The following is a 22982-nucleotide window of genomic DNA, read 5'->3' as shown; positions in this document are numbered from 1 at the left end:
CGCGCGGCGGCACCGCGCGGGAGAGCATCATGAGGAATTCGATTGTCCGAAGTCTGTACGTCGTCCTGCTCGGCCTCGCGGCCGCGCCGGGCGTCGCCGACGCGCAGAGCAGCGCCTACACGAACTCGCCGGCCGAACTGTTTGCGGGGCCGGCGCCCGACTATCCGGTGGTGGCGCAGATTCCACCCGACACGGCGCTGGACGTCTTCGGCTGCCTGAGCGACTACTCGTGGTGCGACGTCGCGCTGCCGGGCGTGCGCGGCTGGATCGATGCGCAGTTGCTCGAGTATCCGTACCAGGGCAGCTACGTGCCGTTGCTCGAATACGGCGCGATCATCGGGGTTCCGGTGACGGGATTCGCGATCGCCGCGTACTGGGATCGTTATTACCGGCACCGTCCGTGGTATCACGACCGCGATCGCTGGGCGCATCGTCCGGAACCGCGGCTCGGCCCCGGGGGCATGCCGCCGGGACAAGGCCGTCCGCAACCGGGCGGGCCGATGCAGGTTGCACCGGGCGGCCCGCCGCCCGTGCACGACGCGCGGCCGTCGGCTGCACGCGGCGGCTGGAACGGCGCGATCCGCACACCGCCGCCGGCAGCACCGGCGCCTTCACCGATGCCGGGCGGGGCGGGCAACGCGCGTCCGGCCGGCCCGCCGCCGGCCGTGCTGCGCCCGCCGCCCGCACCGGGAGGCGAGGCGCGCCCGATGCCGCCACCGATGCACCAGGGAGGCGAGGCGCGTCCGATGCCGCCACCGATGCACCAGGGAGGCGACGCGCGTCCGATGCCGCCGCCGGTGCGTCAGGGAGGCGGGGGCGGCGGCGGTTATGCGCGGCCGCAAGGTGGTGGAAACGGTGGCGGTAACCACGGTGGTGGCGGAGGCGGTGGCCCCGAAGATTTCCGTCACTGATGTCGCCGGCGCTGGGGATTCCCGGGCGCCGGACGAAAAAAAGCCGCTCCGGAGAGCGGCTTCCACAGCGGCGCGGGCGGGTTGTCCTGCCCCCAGCCCCACCGGCTGCGCGTGGCGGGCAGCCGGCCGTACTATTCGCGTCAGTCGTCGAGCAACGACAGGTCGCGCACGGCACCCTTGTCGGCGGACATGACCAGCTTCGCGTAGGCCTTCAGCGCCGCGGACACCTTGCGCGGACGCGGCTGCGCAGGCTTCCAGCCCTTCGCGTTCTGCTCTTCGCGGCGGCGCGCCAGCTCTTCGTCGGACACGAGCACGTTGATCGTGCGGTTCGGGATGTCGATGCGGATCTTGTCGCCGTCACGCACGAGGCCGATCGCGCCGCCCGCCGCGGCTTCCGGCGAGCAGTGGCCGATCGACAGGCCCGACGTGCCGCCCGAGAAGCGGCCGTCCGTCAGCAGCGCGCATGCCTTGCCGAGCCCCTTCGACTTGATGTAGCTGGTCGGGTAGAGCATCTCCTGCATGCCGGGGCCGCCTTTCGGGCCTTCGTAGCGGACGATCACGATATCGCCGGCCTTGACCTTGTCGTTGAGGATGTTCTCGACCGCTTCATCCTGCGATTCGGTCACGTGAGCCGAGCCTTCGAACACGTGGATGCTCTCGTCGACGCCGGCCGTCTTCACCACGCAACCGTCGAGCGCGATGTTGCCCGTCAGCACGGCGAGGCCGCCTTCCTTCGAGAACGCATGCTCGTACGAGCGGATGCAGCCTTCCGCGCGGTCGAGGTCGAGGCTCGGCCAGCGCGTGTCCTGGCTGAACGCGACCTGCGTCGGGATACCGGCCGGGCCGGCCAGGTAGAACGTGCGGACCGCATCGTCCTGCGTGCGGACGATGTCCCACTGGTCGAGCGCATCCTTCAGCGACGGCGCATGCACGGTCGGCACGTCGGTGTGCAGCTTGCCGGCGCGGTCGAGCTCGCCGAGGATCGCCATGATGCCGCCTGCGCGGTGCACGTCCTCGATGTGGTACTTGTTCGTGTTCGGCGCGACCTTGCACAGCTGCGGCACGACGCGCGACAGGCGGTCGATGTCCTTCATCGTGAAGTCGATGCCGGCTTCCTGCGCGATCGCCAGCAGGTGCAGGATCGTGTTGGTCGAACCGCCCATCGCGATGTCGAGCGTCATGGCGTTCTCGAACGCCTTGAAGCCCACCGAGCGCGGCAGCACGCGTTCGTCGTCCTGCTCGTAGTGCTGGCGGGCGAGCTCGACGATCCGGCGGCCGGCGCGCTTGAACAGCTGCTCGCGATCGGCGTGCGTGGCCACCACCGTGCCGTTGCCGGGCAGCGACAGGCCGAGCGCTTCGGTCAGGCAGTTCATCGAGTTCGCGGTGAACATGCCCGAGCACGAACCGCAGGTCGGGCAGGCCGAGCGTTCGACTTCAGCGACGTCGGCGTCCGAATACGACGGGTCGGCCGCGATCACCATCGCGTCGACGAGGTCGAGCTTCTTCAGTTCGACGGTCTTGGTGACCGGGTTCGCGAGGCGCGTCTTGCCGGCTTCCATCGGGCCGCCAGACACGAAGATCACCGGGATGTTCAGGCGCATCGCGGCCATCAGCATCCCCGGCGTGATCTTGTCGCAGTTCGAGATGCAGACCATCGCGTCCGCGCAGTGCGCGTTCACCATGTATTCGACCGAATCCGCGATGATGTCGCGGCTCGGCAGCGAATACAGCATGCCGTCGTGGCCCATTGCGATGCCGTCGTCGACCGCGATCGTGTTGAATTCCTTCGCGACGCCGCCGGCAGCCTCGATCTCCCGCGCGACGAGCTGGCCGAGATCCTTCAGGTGCACGTGCCCGGGCACGAACTGGGTGAACGAGTTGACGACCGCGATGATCGGCTTCGAGAAATCGTCGTCTTTCATGCCGGTGGCGCGCCAGAGCGAGCGCGCACCCGCCATGTTGCGGCCGGCGGTGGAAGTTTTGGAACGGTAAGTGGGCATTGTCGTTGCTGAAGAAATATCGCGGGAAAAGGGTGGAGGCACGGGGAATAAGGGCCTCTCTCGCGCCCGTGCGAACAACCTCTTGAGCTGCGCCCTGGGCAAACCCGGCGATTATCCCACAGCCGCCGCGGGCGTGGCGCCCGCGGGGCCGGCAACCGGCGCCGCAGGCGTGCCCGGCGTAAAACGTGCCGAAGGCCGCGGGACGGCCGCGCGACCGGGCGGGAAGCCGACCGGGCCGCGCATCGATCGGTGATCGCCGCGCGATCCGGCCCCGAGCGGGCGATCAGTCGAGCAGCGTCAGGATCTCGTCGTACAGCGCCTTCGGAATCCGCACGCCGTTCGCGATGCTGCGCGCGCGGGCGTCGAAGCGCCGTTGCGACGGCAGCCGCGCGCCCTGCGCGACGATCGATTCGAACATCCGCTCGCCGCGCGCGAGCCCGGTATCGAGATCGTCGCCGAGGAACACCTTCGGGTCGAAGGCGATCACGAGTTCGCCATGGCACGGCGTCGCGCCGACGCCTTCGTCGAAGTCCATCGACTCGCGGCTCGTCATGTCGCCGATCAGCGCGCCGCCGAGCAACTCGACCATCGCCGCGAGCGCCGACCCCTTGTGACCGCCGAACGTGCGCATCGCGCCCTGCAGCGCGGCCTTCGGATCGGTGGTCGGCCGGCCATCGGCGTCGATCGCCCATTCCGGGGGGATCGCCTTGCCTTGCTTCGCATGCAGCTCGATGTCGCCGCGTGCGATCGCGCTCGTCGCGAAGTCGAACACGAACGGCACGCCGCCCGGGCGCGGCCACGCGAACGCGATCGGGTTCGTGCCGAACACGGGCTCCCTGCCGCCTTCCGGCGCGACCCAGCTATGGCTCGGATTCATCGCGATGCCGACCAGCCCCTCGGCCGCGATCGCCTCGACTTCCGGCCACAGCGCGGAGAAGTGGTAGCAATGGTTGATCGTCATCGCGGCGATGCCGTGCTGTTTCGCCATCTCGACGAGCACGGGCAGGCCCGTTTCGAAACTCAGCAGCGAGAAGCCGCGATGCGCGTCGACCGCGACGATCGACGACGACAGCCGGCGCAGCGTCGGCACGGCTTGCGGATCGACCTTGCCCTTCTTCAGCGAACGCACGCACACGAGCAGCCGATACACGCCATGCGAATGGCATTCGTCGCGCTGACCCTGCGTGATCACGTTGGCGATGGCCCGGGCATGGGCGTCGGACATGCCGTGGTGCCTCAGCACGCGCAGCGCGAGCGCGTGGACTTCATCGAGCGACAGGACGACTTCGGCGATTTGCTCAGACATGGTTCGCCTCCCGCGGCGCGGGCACGCCGTCGATGCGTTGCGGCACGTTCAGCGGATTGCCGTTGCGGATCGCGTCCGGCAACAGCGCATCCGGCAGGTCCTGATACGACACCGGGCGCAGGAAGCGCTCGATCGCTCGCGCGCCGACGGACGTCGTGCGCGTGTCGGACGTCGCCGGGAACGGGCCGCCGTGCACCATCGCGTGGCCGACCTCGACGCCCGTGCCGAAGCCGTTGACGAGAATGCGGCCGGCCTTGCGCTCGAAGGTCGGGCGCAGCGCGGTGAACAGGGCGGCGTCGCCGTCGGCGAGATGCGCGGCGATCGTCAGCTGGCCTTCGAGCGACTTCAGCACGCGATGCAGCGTGTCGGCGTCCGGGCAGCGCACGATCAGCGAAGCGGGGCCGAAGACTTCTTCGCGCAGCTCGGGATGCGCGACGAACGCATCGGCCGAGGTCGCCAGGAGGGCGGCGCGGGCCTGCAGCCGGTCGCCTTCCGCGCCTTGCGCGAGCAACTCGACCGCAGCGTGAGCGCGCAGCGCCGCGACGCCGCCTTCGTAGCTGGCGTGAATGTGCGGCGTCAGCATCGTTTGCGCGGGCGCTGCACGCACCGCGGCGGCGGCCGTTTCCTCGAACGCGCGCAAGGCAGGGCCGTCGACGGCGAGCACGAGGCCCGGATTCGTGCAGAACTGGCCGGCGCCGAGCGTGAGCGACGCGACGAACTGCGGCGCGATCGTGTCGTGGCGCGCGTCGAGCGCGGCGGGAAACAGCAGCACGGGGTTGATCGAGCTCATTTCCGCATAGACGGGAATCGGCTCGGGGCGTGCGGCCGCGATGTGCATCAGCGCGACGCCGCCGCGCCGCGAGCCGGTGAAACCGACGGCCTTGATGCGCGGATCGGCGACGAGCGCCTGGCCGATCTCGCGCGATGCGTCGAACAGCAGCGAGAACACGCCGGCGGGCATCCCGCATTCGCGCGCGGCCTGCTGGATCGCGCGGCCGACGAGTTCCGACGTGCCGGGGTGCGCGGAATGCGCCTTGACGATCACAGGGCAGCCGGCCGCGAGCGCCGACGCCGTATCGCCGCCGGCGACCGAGAACGCGAGCGGGAAATTCGACGCGCCGAACACGGCGACGGGCCCGACCGCGACGTTGCGCAGGCGCAGGTCGACGCGCGGCAGCGGCTTGCGTTCGGGGCGCGCCGGATCGATCCGCGCGTCGAGAAAGCCGCCGTCGCGCACGAGCGACGCGAACAGCGCGAGCTGGCCGACCGTGCGGCCGCGCTCGCCTTCGATGCGGGCGCGCGGCAGGCCCGTTTCGACGACGCAGCGCTCGATCAGGTCGTCGCCGAGCGCCATGATGTGGCGGCCGATCGCGTCGAGAAACGCTGCCCGTGCTTCAAGCGACGTTTCGCGATAGATGTCGAACGCGTCGTCGGCGAGCGCGCAGGCCGTCTCCAGGTCGTGCAGGCTCGCGCCGCCGAAGGCGGGCTCGAGCCGTTCGCCGGTGGCGGCGGCGAGTGCGTGGAGGGTGCCGTTCTGTCCGGCGACGGCGGACTGGCCGATCAGGAGCTGACCTGTGAGTTGCATGGTTTTCCTCGGAAAAAGCAGGGGCCGGGCGTGGGGCACCCGGCCGAAGGGATCATGGGAAACGGCGGGGCGCGTCAGTCCTCGTCGTCGTCGAGCTGAAGCTTGTCGGAACGGACGCCTGTATTCGCTCCCCAGTAGTAGATGACGAGCGCGACGGCCGCGACCACAACCGTGTCGTACGGATGGGCGAGCCGGCCCGTGCCGCCGAAGCCGCCGAGATACGACAGCACGATCATCGCGGCATAAAACGCGATCAGCCACGCGGACGAGCGCACCTGCTCGGCGAGGCTCAGGTGTGCGGTCGGCACCCAGCGGCGGCACGCGAGGTAGATGACGAACATCACGATCTGCAGGCCGAGCAGCCAGGACACGGTGCTCCAGCCCGACCAGTAGACGATCAGCGCGGCGATCACGAACGATGCGGGGCCGGTGACGCCGAACGCCACCGCGCGGAACGGCCGCGGCAGGTCGGGCGCGGTGCGGCGCAGTGCGGCGACCGAGACCGGCGCGACCGCATAGCTCAGCACCAGCGCGGCGGACACGATGTTGATCAGCGCTTCCCACGACGGGAACGGCATCGTCCAGAAGATCGCGAGGCCGAACGTGAGCCACAGGCCCGCGCGCGGGATGCCCGACGCTTCGTCGACGCGCGTGAACACCTTGAAGAAGGTGCCCGTCTTCGCCCAGCCGTAGACGACGCGCGGCGTCGCGTTCATGTAGATGTTGCCGCAGCCGCTCGGCGAGATCATCGCGTCGGCGACGACCATCACCGCGAGCCAGCCGACGCCGAGTGCGAGCGCGATGTCGCGATACGGCAGCGTGAACGCCTTGCTGATGTCGTGCCAGCCGCCGGCGAGCATCGCGGTCGGGATGCTGCCGATGAACGCGAGCTGCAGCAGCACGTAGATCAGCGTCGACAGCAGGATCGACAGGATCAGCGCGATCGGGATCGTGCGCTGCGGATTACGCACCTCGCTCGCGACCGACACGATCGGCGTGAGCCCGAGGTACGCGAAGATGATGCCGCCGGCGGACACGGCCATCTCGATGCCCGGCATGCCGAACGGCGCGAAGCCGTGCACGGTCAGGTTCGCCGGCTTGAAGAACGTGAACAGCACCGCGATCACCGACAGCGGCACGATGAACTTGAAGATGCTGATGATGTTGTTCGCTTTCGCGAACGTCTTCACGCTCGAATAGTTCAGGTAAAAGAAGAAGCACAGCAGCGCGGCCTGCACGAGCCAGCCGAGCGTCGTCGGGTCGCTCGATCCTTCGGCCGTCAGGCCCGGAAACCACGCGGCCGCGTACTGGCGCGCGGCGACGACCTCGATCGCGATCAGGCTCGAAAAGGCGATCAGCGTGATGAAGCCCATCAGGTAGCCGAGCAGCGGGCCGTGCGAGAACACCGGGTAGCGGACCACGCCGCCCGCGCGCGGCAGCGCGGCGCCGAGTTCGCAGTAGACGATGCCGAGCAGCAGTACCGCGAAGCCGCCGAGCAGCCACGAGAAGATGCCGGCCGGGCCCGCGATCGTCGAGACGTGACTCGCGGCGAACAGCCACCCCGAACCGAAAATGGCGCCGAGACCGATGAACGTGAGATCGGTCAGCGACAGCTGTTTCTTGAACTTGCCGTGACCCGCGTCGGGGTGCGCGGAACGGGAAAGCGGGACAGACGGGTGTGCGTTGCCTTGGCCTGGCATGGGCTTGTCTCCTGGGGGGAATATCGGCACAGGCTCGAGGTGCGTCGCGCTCCGACGGAGCAGCGGCGCAGGCCTGCCGGCCGGCGTCGCCCGGTTCGAACGACCGGGGCGGGCGGCGGGGCGTTCACGCGCGGCGCGGGTTGGCGCCGGTACGAACGGGCCCGCAGGCCATGCCGGACCGGAGACGGCGGCGCGCAGGCGCAGGGCCGGCGCACCGCCGCACGGGGAGTCGGTCAGAGACCGACGTCGGGCAGCGCCGGGCGCGTTTCGAGCGCCTTCGCGACGATGGCCTTCACTTCCGCGAGCGTGTCGCCCTGCAGCGCGAGGCGCGGCGGGCGCGTGATCGCGCTGCCGCGGCCGACCAGCTCTTCGCACAGCTTGATGCACTGCACGAGGTCAGGGCGCGCGTCGAGGTGCAGCAGCGGCATGAACCAGCGGTACAGCGCGAGCGCTTCGTCGAAACGCTTTTGCTTCGCGAGGCGGAACAGCGTCTCGCCTTCCTTCGGGAACGCATTCGACATGCCCGACACCCAGCCTTCGGCGCCGACGGCGATGCTCTCGACCACGACGTCGTCGAGGCCCGCGAACAGCACGAAGCGATCGCCGACCGCGTTGCGCAGGTCGATGAAGCGGCGCGTATCGCCCGACGAATCCTTGAAGCAGACGATGTTCTCGCAGTCCTGCAGCGCGATCAGCACGTCGGGCGTCACGTCGTTCTTGTAGATCGGCGGGTTGTTGTAGACCATCACCGGCAGGTCGGTACTCGTCGCGACCGCGCGGAAGTGCGCGGCGGTTTCGTGCGGCTTGGCCGAGTAGACCAGCGCGGGCATCACCATCACGCCGTCGACGCCGACGCGCTGCGCTTCGCGCACCGTGTTGCGCGCGAATTCGGTCGTGAATTCGGCGATGCCGGCGATCACCGGAATCTTGCCGCCTGCCGCGTCGCGGGCGGCCTCGATCACCTGGAGCTTCTCGCTCGTCGACAGCGACGTGTTCTCGCCGACCGTGCCGCAGACCACGAGGCCCGACACGCCGTCGTTCACCAGGTTCTTCACCACGCGGTGCGTGGCGTCGATGTCGAGGGAAAAGTCAGGCTTGAACTGGGTGCTGACGGCCGGGAAAACCCCGGTCCATTGAATGTCTTTGCGGCTCACTGAAATCTCCTACGTGTTTGTATCGGTCGGCCGACAGGCGTCGGTGTGGCAACCAGTATCGCCGCGCAAATGCCCATCACGCTTGAGTCGTATCGCGGAGCAAAATGACGAAATCGGCACAGCGGCCGGACGGCGCGGGAAGGGCGCTTCGCACTATGCCGATTTCGTCGTCGTCCTCATCGAAAAGCCACAAGCGGACGGACGCGCGACGGAGGAAGCTATGCTCCTTTCCCCACTTCGGACGGCTCATGATGAAGCGCATCCAGATCATCGATTCGCACACGGGCGGCGAACCCACTCGGCTCGTCGTGTCCGGTTTCCCGGCGCTCGGCAGCGGCACGATGGCCGAGCGCCGCGACGTGCTCGCGCGCGAGCACGACCGCTACCGCACCGCATGCATCCTCGAGCCGCGCGGCAGCGACGTGCTGGTCGGCGCGCTGCTGTGCGAGCCCGTGTCGCCCGATGCGGCGGCCGGCGTGATCTTCTTCAACAATAGCGGCTATCTCGGGATGTGCGGGCACGGCACGATCGGCGTCGTGCGCACGCTGCACCACATGGGGCGCATCGCGCCCGGCGTGCACCGGATCGAAACGCCGGTCGGTACCGTCGAGGCGACGCTGCACGACGACCTGTCGGTCAGCGTGCGCAACGTGCCCGCGTATCGCCATGCAAAGGGCGTCGCGCTCGACGTGCCGGGTTACGGCCCCGTGAAGGGCGACATCGCGTGGGGCGGCAACTGGTTCTTCCTGATCAGCGACCATGGGCAGCGCGTCGCCGGCGACAACGTCGCGGCGCTCACCGCGTATGCGTCGGCCGTGCGCGAAGGGCTCGAACGCGCGGGCATCACCGGCGCGAACGGCGGCGAGATCGACCATATCGAGCTGTTCGCCGACGATCCGGAGCACGACAGCCGCAGCTTCGTGCTGTGCCCGGGCCTCGCGTACGACCGTTCGCCGTGCGGCACCGGCACGAGCGCGAAGCTCGCGTGCCTCGCGGCCGACGGCAAGCTCGCGCCGGGCGCCGTGTGGCGGCAGGCGAGCGTGATCGGCAGCGTGTTCCACGCGAGCTACGAAGAAGCCGACGGCGGGATCGTGCCGACGATCCGCGGCAGTGCGCACCTGAGCGCGGAAGCGACGCTCCTGATCGAGGAAGACGATCCGTTCGGCTGGGGTATCGCGCCGTGAGCGACGCGAAGACGGATGTCGTCGTGATCGGCGCCGGCATCGTCGGCGCCGCGTGCGCGCACGAACTCGCGCAGCGCGGGCTGCGCGTGCTCGTCGTCGACGACGCGAGCGGCGGGGCGACCGGCGCGGGCATGGGGCACCTCGTCGCGATGGACGACAACGCGGCCGAACTCGCGCTGAGCCATTACTCGATCGAACTGTGGCGCGCGTTGAGCGGCGAGATGCCCGAAGGCTGCGCGTACCGCAACTGCGGCACGCTGTGGCTCGCGGCCGATGCGCACGAGATGGATCTCGCTCGCGCGAAGCAGGCGGCGCTCGCCGCGCACGGCGTGGCCGGCGAACTGATCGACGCGGCGGCGCTCGCGCAACTGGAGCCGATGTTGCGCGCGGGCCTCGGCGGCGCGCTGAAGATTCCCGGCGACGCGATCCTCTACGCGCCCGTCACCGCGAACTGGCTGCTGCAGCGCGCGCCGCGCATTACGCTGCGGCGCGACCGGGCCGTCGCGGTCGACGGCCCGAGCGTGACGCTCGCGAGCGGCGACACGCTGCGCGCGGAGCGGGTGGTCGTGGCGAACGGCGTTGCGGCGCGCACGCTGCTGCCCGAACTGCCGCTGCGCCCGAAAAAGGGCCATCTGCTGATTACCGACCGCTATCCGGGCCAGGTGTCGCACCAGCTCGTCGAGCTGGGTTATGCGGCGAGCGCGCATGCGAGCGACGGCACGTCGGTCGCGTTCAACGTGCAGCCGCGGCTGACCGGCCAGTTGCTGATCGGCTCGTCGCGCCAGTTCGACACCGAGGACGCGCAAGTCGAGCCGCCCGTGCTCGCGCGCATGCTGCGTCGCGCGGTGGGCTATCTGCCGGACCTGGCCGATCTGAACGGCATCCGCGCGTGGACGGGGTTCCGTTCCGCGAGCCCCGACGGTCTGCCGCTGCTCGGCGAGCACCCGGCACGGCCGGGCGTATGGCTCGCGGTCGGGCATGAAGGGCTCGGCGTGACGACCGCGCCGGGCAGCGCGCGGCTCGTCGCCGCGCTGATGGCCGGCGAGCGGCCGCCCATCGATATCGAACCGTATTTGCCGGGACGCTTCCTGACCGCGTCCCCTGTAGCCGGAGCGCTGATATGAAACGACCCCCACGCTCACTTCGTTCGCTGCCCCCCGTGGGGGCCGTCAGCCCCCTTGGGGCGGCCCGGCGGAGGCTGATATGAAACGACCCCCACGCTCACTTCGTTCGCTGCCCCCCGTGGGGGCGGTCAGCCTCCTTGGGGCGGCCCGGCGGAGGCTGACATGATCATTCATCTGGACGGCCGCGCGCTGACGGTGGCCGACGGCGCGACCGTCGCGGCCGCCATTGCGGCGAGCGGCGACGACACGACGCGCGTGTCGTGCACGGGCGCGGCGCGCGCGCCGTTTTGCGGGATGGGCATCTGCCAGGAGTGCCGGATGACGATCGACGGGCGGCGCCGGCTGGCTTGCCAGACGTTGTGCCGCGACGGGATGCAGGTGGAGCGTACGCGATGAAACAGGAACGACTGAGCGTCGACATCGCGATCGTCGGCGCGGGCCCGGCCGGGCTGTCGGCCGCGCGGGCCGCCGCGCGAAGCGGTGCGACGGTGGCGATCGTCGACGACAACCCGCGCGCGGGCGGGCAGATCTGGCGACAGGGCGCAGCGGCCACGCCCGCGCCGGTCGCCGCCGAGCGGCTCGCCGTATTGCGGCAGCCGAACGTCACGCATCTCGCGGCGACGCGCATCGTCGCCGAAACGCAGCCGGGCACGCTGCTGCTCGAAGACGACGAACGCGGGCTGCTGCTCGATTTCCGGACGCTGATTCTCTGCTGCGGCGCACGCGAACTGCTGCTGCCGTTTCCGGGCTGGACGCTGCCGGGCGTCACCGGTGCGGGCGGCCTGCAGGCGCTGGTCAAGTACGGCCTCGACGTGCGCGGGCAGCGCACGGTGATCGCGGGCAGCGGGCCGCTGCTGCTGGCGAGCGCGGCGACGGCCCGCCAGGCCGGTGCGCGCGTGTCGCACGTGCTCGAACAGGCGGGCTGGGGCGATGTGGCCGGCTTCGGCGCCGGGCTGTGGCGCTGGCCGTCGAAGCTCGCGCAGGCCGCGAAGCTCGTCACGGCTGCGTACCGGGCCGATGCGCACGTCGTCGAGGCGTTCGGCGACAAGCGGCTCGAACGCGTGCGGATCCGGCACGGCGACCGCGAGTTCGACGTCGACTGCGACCGGCTCGCGTGCGGTTTCGGCCTCGTGCCGAATACGGTGCTGCCGAGCCATCTCGGCTGCCGGATCGACAACGGCGCGGTCGCGGTCGATGCGCACCAGCGTACGAGCCGCGACGGGGTGTTTGCGGCCGGCGAGTGCACGGGCGTCGGCGGCAGCGAACTGGCGATGGTCGAAGGCGAGATTGCCGGCCATGCGGCAACCGGGCAGACGGCGCCGCTGGCTGCGCTCGTCGCGCGGCGCGCGCACTGGCAGGCGTTCGCGGACGCCGTGCGCGAACGGTTTGCGATCCGCGAGCCGGTCCGCCGGCTGGCGCGGCCCGATACGCTGCTGTGTCGCTGCGAAGACGTGCGTTTCGAGGCAGTCGCGCAAGCGCCGGGCTGGACGGCGGCGAAACTGCAGTCGCGTTGCGGGATGGGCGCATGCCAGGGCCGCGTGTGCGGTGCGGCTGCACAGGCGTTGTTCGGCTGGACGCCGCCGGTACCGCGCACGCCGCTCGTGCCCGCGCGGGTCGGCACGCTGATGCTGGACGGTAGGGCTTCCTGCGACGGCGCGTGACGCATCGCGGCATCGCGGAATCACGGCATCGCGGAATCACGGAATCACGGAATTACGGCATCGCGGAATCACGGCATCGCAGCATCGCAGCATCGCAGCATCGCAGCATCGCAGCATCGCAGCATCGCAGCATCGCAGCATCGCAGCATCGCAGCATCGCGGCCCGGTTGACACCGGGCCGCGTCATTCATTCCCCCGTCACTTTCTCCCATCCGCCGACCTGCGGCGCGGCACAGGCGCGCAGGCACTCGATCGTCGCGGCCACCGCCGCGCGATTCGCACTGTCGGGGTGCCAGTACATCGACACCGCGCCCTGGCCTTCGAGCTGCATCGGCAGGATCCGGATCGCGTTCAATTGCTCGAAGCGCTGCGCGGCACGATACGACGCGACACCGAGCAGGTCGGTGTTGTTCAGCAGCGTGAGGTTGAGGATCGACGAATTCGATTCGACACAGTGGGGCGGCCGAACGCGGCCGGCGGCCGTCAGCGCGGTCTCGAGCGCGTTGTGCACGGGCGTGCCCGACGGCCACACGATCCACGAACAGGCGAGCACGTCGTCCCAGCCGACCGACGCCGCACCAGCGAGCGCGTGGCCGGGCCGCGCGACGAACACGACCGGATCGACATACAGCGCTTCGGCATGCAGCAGCGGATCGACGGATGTCGACCCCGAGCGGCCCACGACGATGTCCAGTTCGCTGCGCGCGAGCTGCGGCATCAGCTGGTTCATCGTGCTTTCGGTGAGCCGCACCTGCGCGCGCGGCATCCGTTTGAGCAGTTGCGACACCGCGAGCGGCACCGTGTCGGCCGCCGCGACGCCTGACGTGCCGATCGTCACGAGGCCGCTGCCGCCTTCCCGCAGCGCGGCCATGTCGTCGCGCGCGACGTCGAGCTGCGCTTCGACGCGGCGCGCATGCTCGATCAGCGCTTCGCCGTAGGCGGTCGGCCGCAGCCCGCGCGCATGCCGTTCGAACAGCGGCAGCCCGACGTCCTCTTCCAGTTCTTTCAGCCATTTCGACAGCGCGGGCTGCGTGGTCGCGAGCGCCACCGCCGACTGGCTCAGGTTGCCGGTGCCGGCAAGGCTCAACAGTACCTGCAGATGCCGCAGTCGCAGCCGGTGGGTCCAGTCCATCGCATGCCTCGTCGCGAGAAGGTATATCCAAAATTATATGGATTAGATGATTTGACCATTTTACCGGGTATGCCTGGGTCGAATATAAATCTGCTGACGGACTGCAGCACGGTCCCCGACCCGACATAGCGCCGACGCCGATCGGCCGACTCCCAGGAGACATCATGACGACCCATCCGGACGCGTCGCGCGCCGCCTACTACGCACGGATCGCCGAGCAACGCCTGGCGCCGCTGTGGGAATCGCTGCACAACCTCGTGCCGAAATCCCCGCAGCCGGCCGCGCAGGCCGCGATCTGGAAGTACGCGCAGGTGCGCGACCTCGTGATGCAGGCCGGCAGCGTGATCAGCGCGGAAGAAGCCGTGCGCCGCGTGCTGGTGCTGGAGAACCCCGGGCTGCCCGGCAAGTCGAGCATGACGCCGAGCCTGTACGCGGGGCTGCAGCTGATCCTGCCCGGCGAGATCGCGCCGAGCCACCGGCATACGCAGTCGGCGCTGCGCTTCATCGTCGAAGGGCGCGGCGCGTGGACGGCCGTGAACGGCGAGCGCACGACGATGCATCCGGGCGACTTCATCATCACGCCGTCGTGGGCATGGCACGACCACGGCAACCCGTCGGCGGAAGCGGGCGGCGAGCCGGTCGTGTGGCTCGACGGGCTCGACATTCCGCTCGTCGCGCACCTCGACGCGGGCTTCGCGGAGAACTACCCGGAAGCCGTGCAGCTCGTGAATCGCCCGGAAGGCGACAGCCTCGCCCGCTTCGGTCACAACATGGTGCCGGTGCGGCATCGCGCGAGCGATCCGACGTCGCCGGTGTTCAGCTATCCGTACGCACGCACCCGCGAGGCGCTCGACGTGCTGTACCGGAACGGCGAGCTCGATGCGTGGGACGGCGTGAAGCTGCGCTATGTGAACCCCGCGACGGGCGGCTGGCCGATGCCGACGATCGCCACCTTCATGCAGTTCCTGCCCGCCGGTTTCGACGGCCGCACGTACCGCAGCACCGACGCGACGATCTACTGCGTCGTCGAGGGCAGCGGCACCGCGTTCATCGGCGGCAACGCATTCGAATTCGAGCCGCTCGACATCTTCGTCGTGCCGTCGTGGGCGCCGGTGCGGCTGTCGGCGTCGTCCGACAGCGTGCTGTTCAGCTATTCCGACCGGCCCGTGCTGTCCGCGCTGAACCTGCTGCGCGAAGCGCGCGACTGACGCCGGCGGCGTTCAAGGATTCCGTTTTCCGCGCGCCGCCGCCGCGGCGCGCCTCCTTCATTCACGTTTGGCTGGAGCCATTGATGACTTTCGTTTTTCCGCCCGAAGCGCCCGTGGCGCTCCCCGTCGTCGGCAGCGATGCCCGGTTCGCGGTACGCCGCGTTTATTGCGTCGGCCGCAACTACGCGGCCCACGCGCGTGAAATGGGCTTCGATCCCGATCGCGAGCCGCCGTTCTTCTTCTGCAAGCCGGCCGATTCGATCGTGCCGGTCGCGTACGGCGAAACGCTCGATCTCGCGTATCCGTCGCAGACGCAGAACTATCACTACGAAGCCGAACTCGTCGCGGTGATCGGCAAGGGCGGGGCGGACATTCCGCTCGAACGCGCGCTCGAACACGTGTGGGGCTATGCGGTCGGCCTCGACATGACGCGCCGCGACCTGCAGATGAAGATGCGCGAAATGGGCCGGCCGTGGGAGATCGGCAAGGCGTTCGACCGCTCGGCGCCGATCGGCCCCGTGCATCCGGCGAGCGACGTCGGTCATTTCGAACAGGGCGGCCTGTGGCTGACCGTCAACGGCACGACGAAGCAGAAGAGCGACGTGTCGCATCTGATCTGGTCGGTCGCGGAAACGGTGGCCGACCTGTCGAGGTTCTTCCGCCTCGAACCGGGCGACGTGATCTTCACGGGCACGCCGGAGGGTGTCGGCGCGGTGGTGGCGGGCGACGTGATGAAGGTCGGCGTCGAACGGCTCGGCGAACTGGCCGTGCGCGTGGTCTGACGCATCTTCCCCGAAAGGCGACATCGTGCAACTGCATAGCTTCTTCAACAGCTCGACCTCCTACCGGGTGCGCATCGCGCTCGCGCTGAAAGGGCTGCCGTACGACACGCTGCCGGTGAACATCCGCACCGGCGAGCATCGCGACGCGGCCTACGTCGCGAACGTGAACCCGTCCGCAGCGGTGCCGGCGCTGGTCGACGGCGATTTCGGCCTCGGCCAGTCGCTCGCGATCCTCGATTACCTCGACCAGATCCAGCCGACGCCGCGACTGATTCCGCTCGAACTGCGGCATCGTGCGCGCGTGCTGGAACTCGCGGCGCTGATCGCCTGCGACATCCATCCGGTCAACAACCTGCGCGTGCTGCGCTATCTCGACAGCGAGCTGAAGGTCACGGCCCAGCAGAAGACCGCGTGGTACCGGCACTGGGTCGCGGAAGGGATGGCCGGCGTCGAGCGGCTGCTGGCGCGCGCGGACGAGGGCCCGTGGTGCTTCGGCGACGCGCCGACGCTGGCCGACGTGTGCCTCGTGCCGCAGGTCGCGAACGCGCTGCGGATGGATTGCGACCTGAGCGCGTATCCCCGCAGCCTCGCGGTGTACGAATACGCACGGCACGAGCCGGCGTTCGACGCGGCGCAGCCGCAGCGGCAACCGGATTACGTCGCGTAACACGAAGCAGGAGACAAAGATGGGCGAGACACAAGACAACGGCCGGCGCGTGCTGGTGATTGGCGGCGGCATCGGCGGGCTCGCGGCAGCGCTCGCGCTCGCGCGCCAGGGCATCCGCGTGAAGCTGCTCGAACAGGCGGAGCAGATCGGCGAGATCGGCGCGGGGATTCAGCTCGCCGCGAATGCGTTCAACGCGCTCGATGCGCTGGGTGTCGGCGAGGCCGCGCGCAGCCGGGCCGTGTTCACCGACTGGCTGCAACTGATGGATGCGATCGATGCGCGCGAGGTTGCGCGCATCGATACGGGCGCCGCGTACCGCGAGCGCTTCGGCAATCCGTATGCGGTGATTCATCGAGCGGACATTCACCTGTCGATCTACGAGGCGGTCAAGGACCATCCGCTGATCGAGTTCCGGACGAGCACGCAGGTGTGCGGGTTCGAGCAGGACGGCAACGGCGTGACCGTGACCGACCAGCACGGCGAACGTTATCGCGCCGATGCGGTGATCGGCTGCGACGGCGTGAAATCCGCGATCCGCCAGGCGCTGATCGGCGATGCGCATCGCGTGACGGGCCACGTCGTGTATCGCGCGGTGGTCGATGTCGACAACATGCCGAAGGATCTGCAGATCAATGCGCCGGTCGTGTGGGCCGGCCCGCATTGCCATCTCGTCCACTATCCGCTGCGCGGCGGGCGGCAGTACAACCTCGTCGTCACGTTCCACAGCCGCGAGCAGGAAACCTGGGGCGTGCGCGAGGGCAGCAAGGAAGAGGTGCTGTCGTACTTCGACGGCATTCATCCGCTGCCGAAGCAGATGCTCGACCGGCCGACGTCGTGGAAGCGCTGGGCGACCGCGGACCGCGATCCGGTCGAGCGCTGGAGCGAGGGCCGCGCGACGGTGCTCGGCGACGCCGCGCATCCGATGACGCAATACATTGCGCAGGGCGCGTGCCAGGCGCTCGAGGACGCGGTGACGCTCGGCGCGGCCGTCGCGCGGGCCGACGGCGATTTCGAGGCCGCGTTCGCGCTGTACGAACGCGTGCGGATTCCGCGCACCGCGCGCGTGCTGTATTCGGCGCGCGAGATGGGGCGGATCTATCACGCGAAGGGCGTCGAGCGGCTGGTGCGCAACGGGCTCTGGGTCGGCCGTACGCAGGCGCAGTTCTACGACGCGCTCGACTGGCTGCACGGCTGGCGCGCGGAGGACTGCCTGACGCCGGCTGCGTGACGCAGCTCGGCGAGCCCGATTCCGGCGGCGCGCAATTCAACGACACGACGCGCGACCGCCTTCCTGGAGGAGACATCACCATGACCGACACGCTGTCCATCGACGTCAGCGAATGGATCGACCGGCATCGCGTTGCGCCGTTTCAGGCCGCGATCGTCGTCCTGTGCTTCCTGATCGTCGCGATCGACGGTTTCGATACCGCTTCGATCGGTTTCATCGCCCCCGTCATTCGCGCGGAATGGGGCCTGTCGCCCACGCAGCTCGCCCCGGTGTTCGGCGCGGGGCTCGCGGGGCTGATGGCCGGCGCGCTCGTGTTCGGGCCGTTCGGCGACCGGTTCGGCCGCAAGCGCCTGCTGCTCGCATGCGTCGCGTGCTTCGGCATCGCGAGTGCCGCGTCGGCGAGCGCGGGCGGCCTGACCGAGCTGATCGCGTGGCGTTTCGTGACCGGGCTCGGGCTCGGCGGCGCGATGCCCAATGCGATCACGCTGACGTCCGAGTACTGCCCGGCCCGGCGCCGTTCGCTGCTGGTGACGACGATGTTCTGCGGCTTTACGATCGGCTCCGCGCTCGGCGGGCTCGCGGCCGCCGCGCTGATCGAGCACCACGGCTGGCGCGCGGTGCTCGTCGTCGGCGGCGCGGCGCCGCTGCTGCTCCTGCCGGTGCTCGCATGGCGGCTGCCGGAATCGGTGCGCTATCTCGTCGATCGGCACGCACCTTCCGCGCGGATCGCGGCGATGCTGGGCCGCATCGCGCCGGATCCCCGGCTTTCGAACGCGTCGTTCACCGCGCCCGCCGGCAAGCCGGCCGGATCGCCCCTTGGCCGCCTGTTCGGCCCCGACCTGTTGCGCGGCACGCTGCTGCTGTGGCTCACGTTCTTCATGAGCCTGCTCGTCATCTACCTGCTGTCCAGCTGGCTGCCGACGCTGCTGCGCACGACCGGCGCGACGCTGCGGACGGCCGCGCACGTGACCGCGATGTTCCAGGTCGGCGGCACGCTCGGCGCGATCATTCTCGGCTGGCTGATGGACCGTTTCGACCCGCATCGCGTCCTGGCCTGCAGCTACGCGGCGGCCGGCGTGTTCGTCGCCGCGATCGGCGTGGTTGCCGCGTCGCCATGGGGCGCCGCGCTCGCCGTGTTCGCGGCCGGTTTCTGCGTGTCGGGTTCACAGGTCGGCGCCAATGCGCTGTCGGCCGCGTTCTATCCGACCGAGTGCCGCACCACCGGTGTGAGCTGGGCGAACGGGATCGGCCGTGGCGGTTCGGTCGTCGGATCGATGGCGGGCGGTGCGATGCTGGCGATGGGCGTGCCGTTGTCGACCGCGTTTGCGGTCGTCGCGGCACCGTGCGTGATCGCCGCGATCGCGGTGCTCGCGCTCGGTGCGGTTCGTGCCGGCGCGGCGCGCGTGCCCGCCGCGAAGACGATGGCGGGCGAACGGGCCTGAGCGAAGGAGGGCGCCAGGCCGTCCGTCGGCAGACGGGGAGATGCAACATTATATAAATCAATATAATATTGATTTTTTAATTGTCTCCCAGTGCCGATGAACGACGATCTTTCCGCCGGGTTTCCGGAACCCGACCAGATGCGCGCGGCCGCCGAATCGGCCTGCGCGCTGCTCAAGGTGCTGTCGAATCCCGACCGGTTGATGCTGCTCTGCGAGCTGTCCCAGGGTGAGCGCTGCGTGAGCGATCTCGAGGCAGCGCTGGACATCCGCCAGCCGACGCTGTCCCAGCAGCTCGGCGTGTTGCGCGACAACGCGCTGGTCCGCACGCGCCGCGACGGCAAGAACATCCACTACTCGCTCGACAGCCCCGCCGCGATCGCGGTGATGGGCGTGCTGTACGAACAGTTCTGCGGCCCGGCCGCGAAGGGGCGGCGCGATGCAGCTTGATGCGCTTCATTTCACGCCGTGGCTGTCGCTGGCCGGCGGCGTGCTGATCGGGCTCGCCGCCGCGTGGTTCGTCGCGTTCAACGGCCGGATCGCGGGCATCAGCGGCATCGTCGGCGGATTGCTCACGGCACGCGCCGGCGAACGCGGCTGGCGCGCCGCGTTCGTTGCCGGGCTGGTCGCGGCACCACTTGCGATGCGCGTCGCCGGGAACAGCCTGACGCCGCAGGTCGATGCGGGCTGGTTCGAACTGGTGGCGGCCGGGCTGCTGGTCGGGATCGGCACGCGGTACGCGGGAGGCTGCACGAGCGGCCACGGCGTGTGCGGGATGTCGCGCGGCGCGCTGCGTTCGGTGGTCGCGACGGCGGTCTTCATGGTCGCGGGCTTCGCGACCGTATTCGTGCGACGGCACGTGCTGGGAGGCTGACATGCAGGCAGGATTCGCGTTTCTGGCTGGGCTGCTGTTCGGCGTCGGCCTCATCGTGTCGGGTATGGCCAATCCGCAGAAGGTGCTCGGTTTTCTCGACCTGGCGGGCCGCTGGGATCCATCGCTCGCGTTCGTGATGGCCGGCGCGACCGGGGTGGCCGTGTTCGCGTTCGCATGGGCGAAGCGCCGGACGCGGTCATGGCTCGGCCTGCCGATGCGGTTGCCGGCCCTGCGGGCGATCACCGTGCGCCTGGTTGCCGGAAGTGCCGTGTTCGGCATCGGCTGGGGGATCGCCGGGTTCTGCCCGGGGCCCGCGATCGTGTCGATCGGCTTCGGGTCGGCGAAGGGGATCGGGTTCGTCGTCGCGATGCTGGCCGGGATGGCGGTATTCGAGTGGTTCGAACGGCGCAGAAGCGTGCGGTGATGCCGTGACCGCCGCATGCCGGAGGCGCACTGCGGCGGTTGCGCCGGTGGTCAAGGTCGGTCGATCCGCATGAGCACGGCCCTACCGGGTCGTGCCGGATCTCCATCGGCTGATGCGGCGCGGCGTGACGCTCTTCCATGACACCACGGCAAGTTTCCATTTCACGAATGCTCGTGTACACGACGGCCGCCGCGCATCCTCCCGGACAGCCGGCGCAGGATCGCGCGACATGCCACGAGCCAGCCGCTTCGGCTTGCCGGTTCCACGACGGCCGTGCTGACCGCGCCCCCGCCGCGGGCCGACAGCGCCACGTGGCCGGCCGTCTCGAGCGTCAGGCATTCCCCTTCGTCGAGCAAGCGGCGGATGTGCCGCGGCGCGTCGGGCAGCCAGTCGAGCCCGCCGTGGCGCAGCGTGACCGCAAGCGCGCCGTCCAGCACGATCAACTGGCTGCCCTTGTCGAACCACGCAAAGTGGCTTTGCCCGGCGTCGAGCCGGATGTGATGCGTGCGCATGGCGATTCCCTTTGCGGTTGCGCGGCCTCGCGACGGCGAGGCGACAGCGTGCAGTCAGGTTAGGGAAACGGGCACCGGCACGACAGATTCAGGGGACGGGAATCTGTTGCGGTGCAGACGACGATTTTGCGCCGCTGTATCGGTGGGTTTCCCCGGAATCTGTATCTGGCGTGCCATCGGCCGCGCGGGCACGATCGCCTGCATGACGCCTTTCACCGATTCATCCCGCCCACCGTTGCCGATGGACGGCGAGCCGCTTTACGAGCGGCTCGCCGAGCATTACCGCCGCATCATCGCGGCCGGCACGCTGTCGCCCGGCGACCGGATGCCGTCGGTGCGGGCGTTCATGGCACAGCACGGCGTGAGTCTGTCGACCGCGATTCAGGCGTTCCGGCGGCTCGAGGATACGGGCTGGTGCGAGGCGAAGCCGCGCTCCGGCTACTTCGTGCGGCGCCGCGCGGCTGTCGCGCTCGAAACGCTGCCGGAAAGCGACGGGCCGCCGCTGAGCGTCGAGCCGCCGTTCGCGGGCCTGCACGAACGCGTGTCGCGTGTGATCGACCGCGCCAACGCGACGCCCGATGCGCTGAATCTCGGCGGCGCGTCTGCGCTGGCCACGCTGTATCCGGCCGAGCCCCTGCAGGCGCTCGCGATCCGGTTGTTGCGGCGCAAGCCTACCTTGCTGACCGATGCGGGGCCCGTCGGCGGTTCGCCCGAGTTCCGGCAGACGATGGCCAAGCGCGCGCTGTCTTATGGTGTGACGTTGACGCCGGACGACGTGATGTCGACGAGCGGCGGCGTCGATGCCGTGAATCTCGCGTTGCGTGCGGTCGCACGCCCCGGCGACACGATCGCGATCGAATCGCCCGCGTTCTTCGGCCTGATCCAGTTGCTCGAAAGCCTCGGCTTGCGCGCCCTCGAAATCCCGGCCAGCCCGACGACCGGCCTGTCGATCGAGGCGCTCGAAGTGGCGCTGACCGCGTATCCGGACATTCGTGCCGTGGTGGTCGTGCCGAACCTGCAGAACCCGCTCGGCTGCGTGATGCCCGACGGGCGCAAGGCCGCGCTCGTCTCGCTCTGTTCGCGCCACGGCGTGGCCGTGATCGAGGACGAGCCTTATCGCGAACTCGTCGAGGCGCCGCAGACGGTCAAGCCGGTCAAGGCATGGGACCGCGACGGCACGGTGATCTACTGCCCGTCGTTCAACAAGGTGCTGGCCCCCGGGATGCGGCTCGGCTGGATAAGCGCGGGGCGCTGGCACGCGCGCGTGAAGATGCTGAAATTCGCGCACAGCCGGCACAACGCCGCGTTGCTGCAGGCTGTTGCGGCCGAATTCGTCGGTTCGGGCGCGTTCGATCGCCATCTGCGCCGGTTCCGCGAACAGCTGCGCGTGCAGCGCGACGTGACGATTGACGCGATTGCACGGCATTTCCCGGCCGGAACCCGGATGAACCAGCCGCCGGGCGGGATGCTGCTGTGGATCGCGTTGCCGGACGGCGTGCGCTCCGAGGCGCTGTTCGATGCCGCGCTGGCGCACGGGGTCAGGATCGCGCCCGGGGCGATCTTCTCGAATTCCGACCGCTTCGACGGCTATATCCGGCTCGCTTGCACGCGCGTGTTCGATGCGGCGCACGAAGCGGCGTTCGAAACGCTCGGCCGCCTCGTGCGGGAAGCCATGGCGCCCAGGTAGGCGCGGTGGCCGCCGGCCGGGCTTGCGAAACCGCAAGCGCACTGGCTTTCCGGGCCATCGATGCAGCCAGCCGCCGCCATTTCATCGGCTGGCCGAGTGTGTGGCGAGGTGCTGGCGGATCAGCGACAGGTAACGATCGCCGACCGAGAAATCGCGCGCGGCGCGCGGCCGTTCGGCCTGGCGCAGCGTGGCCGGTGCGCTCATGCCCAGATAACGGCAAACGGCGGACGGGAAGGGCTTGCGTGTATGCCCGAGCTGGCGAGCCGCGCGCTCGACGCGGGCGTCGCCGACCTGGGCGCGGAGCCATGCCAGCACCTGGCGATCGGCGTCGTTGACGATACGAACGAGTTGTTCCATCACGCACCTCACTGTTCATAAATACAGTGCTGTAAATATAACCAGTG

The 22982-nt window shown here is 69.5% G+C and carries 22 protein-coding genes; 14 read left to right on the top strand and 8 right to left on the bottom strand.

The window, feature by feature from the left end; translation table 11 throughout:
- The first annotated feature begins 29 nt into the window (after window positions 1-29).
- Window positions 30-911: a peptide-binding protein gene (locus E9536_RS01695; protein WP_136469162.1), complete on the top strand. Its 882-nt coding sequence runs from the start codon at window positions 30-32 to the stop codon at window positions 909-911.
- Window positions 912-1051: 140 nt separating this feature from the next.
- Here the strand turns inward: E9536_RS01695 and ilvD are convergent, their stop codons facing one another.
- The 5 genes from ilvD to E9536_RS01670 form a co-directional block, all read right to left on the bottom strand.
- Complete coding sequence (gene ilvD / locus E9536_RS01690) at window positions 1052-2911, bottom strand: dihydroxy-acid dehydratase (protein WP_027791333.1); 1860 nt, start codon at window positions 2909-2911, stop codon at window positions 1052-1054.
- 283 nt (window positions 2912-3194) lie between these two features.
- On the bottom strand, window positions 3195-4217 hold the full coding sequence (locus tag E9536_RS01685; protein WP_136469161.1) for an Ldh family oxidoreductase: 1023 nt from the start codon (window positions 4215-4217) through the stop codon (window positions 3195-3197).
- Window positions 4210-5802: an aldehyde dehydrogenase (NADP(+)) gene (locus tag E9536_RS01680; RefSeq protein ID WP_124531477.1), complete on the bottom strand. Its 1593-nt coding sequence runs from the start codon at window positions 5800-5802 to the stop codon at window positions 4210-4212. Before E9536_RS01680 ends, E9536_RS01685 begins: the two co-directional genes overlap by 8 nt.
- Before the next feature lie 74 nt (window positions 5803-5876).
- The gene (locus tag E9536_RS01675) at window positions 5877-7502 is read right to left on the bottom strand and encodes an APC family permease (protein WP_124531475.1); all 1626 of its coding nucleotides are present in this window, start codon (window positions 7500-7502) and stop codon (window positions 5877-5879) included.
- A gap of 233 nt (window positions 7503-7735) precedes the next feature.
- Window positions 7736-8656, bottom strand: coding sequence for a dihydrodipicolinate synthase family protein (locus tag E9536_RS01670; RefSeq protein ID WP_136469160.1), 921 nt, complete (start codon window positions 8654-8656; stop codon window positions 7736-7738).
- A 251-nt stretch (window positions 8657-8907) separates the two neighbouring features.
- Here E9536_RS01670 and E9536_RS01665 point away from each other — a divergent pair, with 251 nt between their 5' ends.
- The 4 genes from E9536_RS01665 to E9536_RS01650 all read left to right on the top strand — a co-directional run bounded on the left by E9536_RS01665 (window position 8908) and on the right by E9536_RS01650 (window position 12625).
- Complete coding sequence (locus E9536_RS01665) at window positions 8908-9840, top strand: 4-hydroxyproline epimerase (RefSeq protein ID WP_027791337.1); 933 nt, start codon at window positions 8908-8910, stop codon at window positions 9838-9840.
- Entirely contained in the window at window positions 9837-10964 is a 1128-nt protein-coding gene (locus E9536_RS01660; RefSeq protein WP_136469159.1) for an FAD-dependent oxidoreductase, read from the top strand. Before E9536_RS01665 ends, E9536_RS01660 begins: the two co-directional genes overlap by 4 nt.
- A gap of 162 nt (window positions 10965-11126) precedes the next feature.
- Window positions 11127-11360 (top strand): 2Fe-2S iron-sulfur cluster-binding protein, encoded by a 234-nt coding sequence (locus E9536_RS01655; protein ID WP_027791339.1) that lies wholly within the window; start codon window positions 11127-11129, stop codon window positions 11358-11360.
- Window positions 11357-12625: an FAD/NAD(P)-binding oxidoreductase gene (locus E9536_RS01650; RefSeq protein ID WP_136469158.1), complete on the top strand. Its 1269-nt coding sequence runs from the start codon at window positions 11357-11359 to the stop codon at window positions 12623-12625. The genes E9536_RS01655 and E9536_RS01650 overlap by 4 nt, the downstream gene beginning before the upstream one ends.
- 187 nt (window positions 12626-12812) lie before the next feature.
- Here the strand turns inward: E9536_RS01650 and E9536_RS01645 are convergent, their stop codons facing one another.
- Window positions 12813-13757, bottom strand: a complete 945-nt coding sequence (locus E9536_RS01645) for a LysR substrate-binding domain-containing protein (protein ID WP_060194695.1) — start codon at window positions 13755-13757, stop codon at window positions 12813-12815.
- Window positions 13758-13921: 164 nt separating this feature from the next.
- Here E9536_RS01645 and gtdA point away from each other — a divergent pair, with 164 nt between their 5' ends.
- The 8 genes from gtdA to E9536_RS01605 all read left to right on the top strand — a co-directional run bounded on the left by gtdA (window position 13922) and on the right by E9536_RS01605 (window position 20379).
- On the top strand, window positions 13922-14965 hold the full coding sequence (gtdA, locus tag E9536_RS01640; protein WP_136469157.1) for a gentisate 1,2-dioxygenase: 1044 nt from the start codon (window positions 13922-13924) through the stop codon (window positions 14963-14965).
- A gap of 83 nt (window positions 14966-15048) precedes the next feature.
- The gene (locus E9536_RS01635) at window positions 15049-15747 is read left to right on the top strand and encodes a fumarylacetoacetate hydrolase family protein (protein WP_060085119.1); all 699 of its coding nucleotides are present in this window, start codon (window positions 15049-15051) and stop codon (window positions 15745-15747) included.
- A gap of 25 nt (window positions 15748-15772) precedes the next feature.
- Window positions 15773-16414: a maleylacetoacetate isomerase gene (gene maiA / locus E9536_RS01630; RefSeq protein WP_027791344.1), complete on the top strand. Its 642-nt coding sequence runs from the start codon at window positions 15773-15775 to the stop codon at window positions 16412-16414.
- Between the two features lie 19 nt (window positions 16415-16433).
- A complete protein-coding gene (locus tag E9536_RS01625) occupies window positions 16434-17642 on the top strand; it encodes a 3-hydroxybenzoate 6-monooxygenase (RefSeq protein WP_136469156.1) in 1209 nt (402 codons plus the stop codon).
- A gap of 80 nt (window positions 17643-17722) precedes the next feature.
- Window positions 17723-19084 carry an aromatic acid/H+ symport family MFS transporter gene (locus E9536_RS01620; RefSeq protein WP_136469155.1) on the top strand — a complete coding sequence of 454 codons (1362 nt, stop codon included), beginning with the start codon at window positions 17723-17725 and terminating at the stop codon, window positions 19082-19084.
- Window positions 19085-19180: 96 nt separating this feature from the next.
- Complete coding sequence (locus E9536_RS01615; protein WP_027791347.1) at window positions 19181-19531, top strand: metalloregulator ArsR/SmtB family transcription factor; 351 nt, start codon at window positions 19181-19183, stop codon at window positions 19529-19531.
- Window positions 19521-19955, top strand: a complete 435-nt coding sequence (locus tag E9536_RS01610) for a YeeE/YedE family protein (protein WP_136469154.1) — start codon at window positions 19521-19523, stop codon at window positions 19953-19955. Before E9536_RS01615 ends, E9536_RS01610 begins: the two co-directional genes overlap by 11 nt.
- A gap of 1 nt (window position 19956) precedes the next feature.
- Complete coding sequence (locus tag E9536_RS01605; RefSeq protein WP_136469153.1) at window positions 19957-20379, top strand: DUF6691 family protein; 423 nt, start codon at window positions 19957-19959, stop codon at window positions 20377-20379.
- Between the two features lie 161 nt (window positions 20380-20540).
- On the opposite strand, the gene E9536_RS01600 is transcribed toward E9536_RS01605, so the two are convergent.
- Window positions 20541-20891 carry a hypothetical protein gene (locus tag E9536_RS01600; protein WP_136469152.1) on the bottom strand — a complete coding sequence of 117 codons (351 nt, stop codon included), beginning with the start codon at window positions 20889-20891 and terminating at the stop codon, window positions 20541-20543.
- Window positions 20892-21093: 202 nt separating this feature from the next.
- Here E9536_RS01600 and E9536_RS01595 point away from each other — a divergent pair, with 202 nt between their 5' ends.
- Window positions 21094-22578 (top strand): PLP-dependent aminotransferase family protein, encoded by a 1485-nt coding sequence (locus tag E9536_RS01595; protein ID WP_060085124.1) that lies wholly within the window; start codon window positions 21094-21096, stop codon window positions 22576-22578.
- An 81-nt stretch (window positions 22579-22659) separates the two neighbouring features.
- On the opposite strand, the gene E9536_RS01590 is transcribed toward E9536_RS01595, so the two are convergent.
- Window positions 22660-22935, bottom strand: coding sequence for a hypothetical protein (locus E9536_RS01590; RefSeq protein WP_027791352.1), 276 nt, complete (start codon window positions 22933-22935; stop codon window positions 22660-22662).
- Window positions 22936-22982: the final 47 nt, after the last annotated feature.

Source organism: Burkholderia sp. LS-044 (genome assembly GCF_004803625.1).
Lineage (GTDB): Bacteria > Pseudomonadota > Gammaproteobacteria > Burkholderiales > Burkholderiaceae > Burkholderia > Burkholderia cepacia.
The sequence above is the reverse complement of the archived record's forward strand: the minus strand, read 5'-3'. Positions and strand labels throughout refer to the sequence as shown.

Coding starts and splice junctions, on each gene's coding strand:
- E9536_RS01695 (WP_136469162.1), top strand. CDS start 30: ATGAGGAATTCGATTGTCCGAAGTCTGTACGTCGTCCTGCTCGGCCTC.
- ilvD (WP_027791333.1), bottom strand. CDS start 2,911: ATGCCCACTTACCGTTCCAAAACTTCCACCGCCGGCCGCAACATGGCG.
- E9536_RS01685 (WP_136469161.1), bottom strand. CDS start 4,217: ATGTCTGAGCAAATCGCCGAAGTCGTCCTGTCGCTCGATGAAGTCCAC.
- E9536_RS01680 (WP_124531477.1), bottom strand. CDS start 5,802: ATGCAACTCACAGGTCAGCTCCTGATCGGCCAGTCCGCCGTCGCCGGA.
- E9536_RS01675 (WP_124531475.1), bottom strand. CDS start 7,502: ATGCCAGGCCAAGGCAACGCACACCCGTCTGTCCCGCTTTCCCGTTCC.
- E9536_RS01665 (WP_027791337.1), top strand. CDS start 8,908: ATGAAGCGCATCCAGATCATCGATTCGCACACGGGCGGCGAACCCACT.
- E9536_RS01655 (WP_027791339.1), top strand. CDS start 11,127: ATGATCATTCATCTGGACGGCCGCGCGCTGACGGTGGCCGACGGCGCG.
- E9536_RS01650 (WP_136469158.1), top strand. CDS start 11,357: ATGAAACAGGAACGACTGAGCGTCGACATCGCGATCGTCGGCGCGGGC.
- E9536_RS01645 (WP_060194695.1), bottom strand. CDS start 13,757: ATGGACTGGACCCACCGGCTGCGACTGCGGCATCTGCAGGTACTGTTG.
- gtdA (WP_136469157.1), top strand. CDS start 13,922: ATGACGACCCATCCGGACGCGTCGCGCGCCGCCTACTACGCACGGATC.
- E9536_RS01635 (WP_060085119.1), top strand. CDS start 15,049: ATGACTTTCGTTTTTCCGCCCGAAGCGCCCGTGGCGCTCCCCGTCGTC.
- E9536_RS01625 (WP_136469156.1), top strand. CDS start 16,434: ATGGGCGAGACACAAGACAACGGCCGGCGCGTGCTGGTGATTGGCGGC.
- E9536_RS01620 (WP_136469155.1), top strand. CDS start 17,723: ATGACCGACACGCTGTCCATCGACGTCAGCGAATGGATCGACCGGCAT.
- E9536_RS01615 (WP_027791347.1), top strand. CDS start 19,181: ATGAACGACGATCTTTCCGCCGGGTTTCCGGAACCCGACCAGATGCGC.
- E9536_RS01610 (WP_136469154.1), top strand. CDS start 19,521: ATGCAGCTTGATGCGCTTCATTTCACGCCGTGGCTGTCGCTGGCCGGC.
- E9536_RS01605 (WP_136469153.1), top strand. CDS start 19,957: ATGCAGGCAGGATTCGCGTTTCTGGCTGGGCTGCTGTTCGGCGTCGGC.
- E9536_RS01600 (WP_136469152.1), bottom strand. CDS start 20,891: ATGCGCACGCATCACATCCGGCTCGACGCCGGGCAAAGCCACTTTGCG.
- E9536_RS01595 (WP_060085124.1), top strand. CDS start 21,094: ATGACGCCTTTCACCGATTCATCCCGCCCACCGTTGCCGATGGACGGC.
- E9536_RS01590 (WP_027791352.1), bottom strand. CDS start 22,935: ATGGAACAACTCGTTCGTATCGTCAACGACGCCGATCGCCAGGTGCTG.